This is a genomic window from Enterococcus sp. 3H8_DIV0648 (assembly GCF_002140655.1).
GTDB classification, from domain to species: domain Bacteria; phylum Bacillota; class Bacilli; order Lactobacillales; family Enterococcaceae; genus Enterococcus_A; species Enterococcus_A hulanensis.
Window position 1 is genome coordinate 1 of the sequence record NZ_NGLG01000014.1, and the last position, 2,597, is coordinate 2,597.

The 2,597-nt window shown below is 40.8% G+C and carries 3 protein-coding genes; all 3 read left to right on the plus strand.

Going from position 1 to position 2,597, the window contains the following annotated elements:
* Nucleotides 1-142 precede the first annotated feature (142 nt).
* From A5875_RS23005 to A5875_RS23015, 3 genes are read left to right on the plus strand one after another with little or no spacing between them, the layout of a single operon-like run.
* The gene (locus A5875_RS23005) at nt 143-784 is read left to right on the plus strand and encodes a nucleoside recognition domain-containing protein (RefSeq protein ID WP_088935929.1); all 642 of its coding nucleotides are present in this window, start codon (nt 143-145) and stop codon (nt 782-784) included.
* Nucleotides 763-1,263, plus strand: a complete 501-nt coding sequence (locus A5875_RS23010) for a nucleoside recognition domain-containing protein (RefSeq protein WP_088935930.1) — start codon at nt 763-765, stop codon at nt 1,261-1,263. Before A5875_RS23005 ends, A5875_RS23010 begins: the two co-directional genes overlap by 22 nt.
* Before the next feature lie 33 nt (nt 1,264-1,296).
* A complete protein-coding gene (locus A5875_RS23015) occupies nt 1,297-2,463 on the plus strand; it encodes a M20 family metallopeptidase (protein ID WP_088935931.1) in 1,167 nt (388 codons plus the stop codon).
* Nucleotides 2,464-2,597: the final 134 nt, after the last annotated feature.

Here is a 2,597-nt window from a genome sequence, read left to right on the forward strand (position 1 = left end):
TTTTCCCTCGCTTCTTCTTTTGATGAGTTAATCATCTGTCTCTTATACACATCTAGATGTGTATAATCGTATTATATACACATCCTCATTCTTTTGATAACATATTCTCATAAATAAAAGTTATTTGGAAGGAGTGAAATAAATGGAAAAAAAGGTCACATGGAAATCCTGGTTATCGTTGTTCTTTTTAATTGTCATGCTGTCTGGACTTTTTAAAGATGTGCAAAGCCCTTTGAAAGCGCTTGATTTCCTGAATCTCACCGGGAACTTTGGTACGATTTTTGAAGAAGTCAATTTCCAAGGTCAAGGAGGGGTTGGTGCTAGAGAAGGGGTACTGGTCGCTCTGACAATTCTCCCGTCAGTCGTTTTTGCCGTTGGTCTGATTGAAACACTTCAAAGCTTTGGGGCTTTTAATGCCGCCGAAAAGCTCTTCACACCTATTTTACGTCCGATTCTAGGAATTCCCGGATCGGCCGGAATCGCATTTATTTCTTCTTTCACTAGTTCTGATGTCGGCTCTGTTATGACAAAGGAATTATTTGACAATGGGCAGCTAAGCGATGATGAGCGAAGTGTTTTTACTTCCTATCAGTACACTGCCTCCGCAGTCATTTTAAACACCATTAACACGCAGGCTGTTCTGCTGCCTATTGTTGTCTGGCCTATTGGGCTCATCATCGTCTTTTTGATTGTGATGAAAATACTTGGGGCAAATCTTGTTCGAATTATATTGAAAATCTCTAATCAAAAGGAGTTGAGAAAATGGAAAAAGAGCAAAGCGTAACACAACCAGCTCCTAAAAAAGGAATCATCGAAATTTTTTTAGCTGGCTGTAAAAAAGGACTCTACATTGGGCTGGAACAGATTTTGCCGGCAATGGTATTGGGTTATGTCGTCGTTCAATTTCTTCAATTGACAGGTATTACCGACGTTCTAAGTGTCGTTTTCGGTCCAGTGATGGGAATCTTCGGTTTACCCGGAGCATCGATTGTTGTCTTAATTTCGGCCTTTTTCGCTAAAGCGGCGGGCGCTTCAACAGCAGCGAATCTCTATGCGACAGGCGTCATCACTGCTGCACAAGCCACAATTCTTTTAATGCCATGTATGCTCATGGGAACATTAGTTGGGCATTTTGCACGAATTGTTTTAGTAGCAAATGTTAATCCTGCTCACCGAGCTTTACTTTTATGTATTCCTATCATTACTTCCGTTGTCGCTATGCTGCTGATGCGCATCCTTCTATCAGTAACTGGTCTTATGTAAAGCACCACGCTATTAAGAGAGGAGCAACAATTTATGATCAATAAAAATCAAGAAATACTTGCATTTATCGAGGAACAAAAACCGAATATTTTAAAGGATTGGCAAGAACTTGTTGAATTAGAAGGCTCTACCCTAGAAAAGCCTAAAGTCGAAAAAACAATCAGTAAATTCCAATCATGGTTAGAAGCAGAAGGCTTTACCTGTAAAGTCATTGATGTAGGCGAACAAACAGCCGGCACACTTATCGGCATGCTCGGTGAAGAACGAGCAGGAAAACCGATTCTATTCTCAGGTCATTTAGATACTGTTTATCCAGAAGGCACCTTTGAAAAAGAATTTCAAATCGTCGATGGAAAAGCTTTTGGCCCAGGAGTATTAGACATGAAGGGCGGCTTAATTATCGCCTTGTATGTAGTCAAGGCTTTACGAGTGCTGGGCTATGAAGATACACCTATCAAATTTATCGTTTCGGGCGATGAGGAAAATGGACATCAACTATCCAAAGGTGACGATCTGTTCGTTGAAGAAGCGAAAAATTGTTTATTCGGTTTGAACATGGAAACTGGTCGGATCGATAATAAATTATGTATTGGCAGAAAAGGTGTCATCAATGCGTTGATCACCGTTACAGGAGTTGGCAGTCACGCCGGCAATGATTTCGAATCCGGTCGTAATGCTATTACTGAGATGGCGCATAAAGTCCTCCTACTCCATGATTTAACTGATTTGGAAGCTGGAACGACAGTCAACCCCGGGGTTATCGCAGGTGGAACTGTGATCAATGCTACTCCTGCCAGCTGTACATTAAAAGTCGACGTCCGTTATAAAAGCTTAGACGCTGCTGAAAAAGTTGTAAATGAAATTAAGAATATCTGTAAAAAAACTTATATCGAAGGAACCTCAACCGAAGTCAAAATCATTGAAGCCTTAAAGAGCTTTGAAACCAATGACAAAGTTGAGAAATTGCTTGGCTTTATCCAAACTATCGCTGCTGAAACAAATCATGATGTACCCGGCAGTGTCTACCTCGGTGGCGGCTCTGATGCAGCTTATGTCGGAATCGCTGGGACCCCTGCTATTTGTTCGATCGGCGTGTTAGGTCAATGGAACCATACACAAGAGGAATATGCAGTTGTTCAATCGATGTTTGACCGAATCAGCTTAGTAACCACGGTTGTGTTAAATCAGAAAACCTTTTAATTCCTCCTCCCGCTGCTAGATTTAATGGCATGCGGGAGTTTTTCTTTCGAACATTTTATTTTTAGATTGCGAAAACCATACAAATTAGACCTCTAACACTTTGGATAATAAAATTAAGGGGTGAATCGTATATC

Excerpts from the sequence above, each read along its gene's own strand:
- A5875_RS23005 (WP_088935929.1), top strand. The coding sequence starts at position 143 with ATGGAAAAAAAGGTCACATGGAAATCCTGGTTATCGTTGTTCTTTTTA.
- A5875_RS23010 (WP_088935930.1), top strand. The coding sequence starts at position 763 with ATGGAAAAAGAGCAAAGCGTAACACAACCAGCTCCTAAAAAAGGAATC.
- A5875_RS23015 (WP_088935931.1), top strand. The coding sequence starts at position 1,297 with ATGATCAATAAAAATCAAGAAATACTTGCATTTATCGAGGAACAAAAA.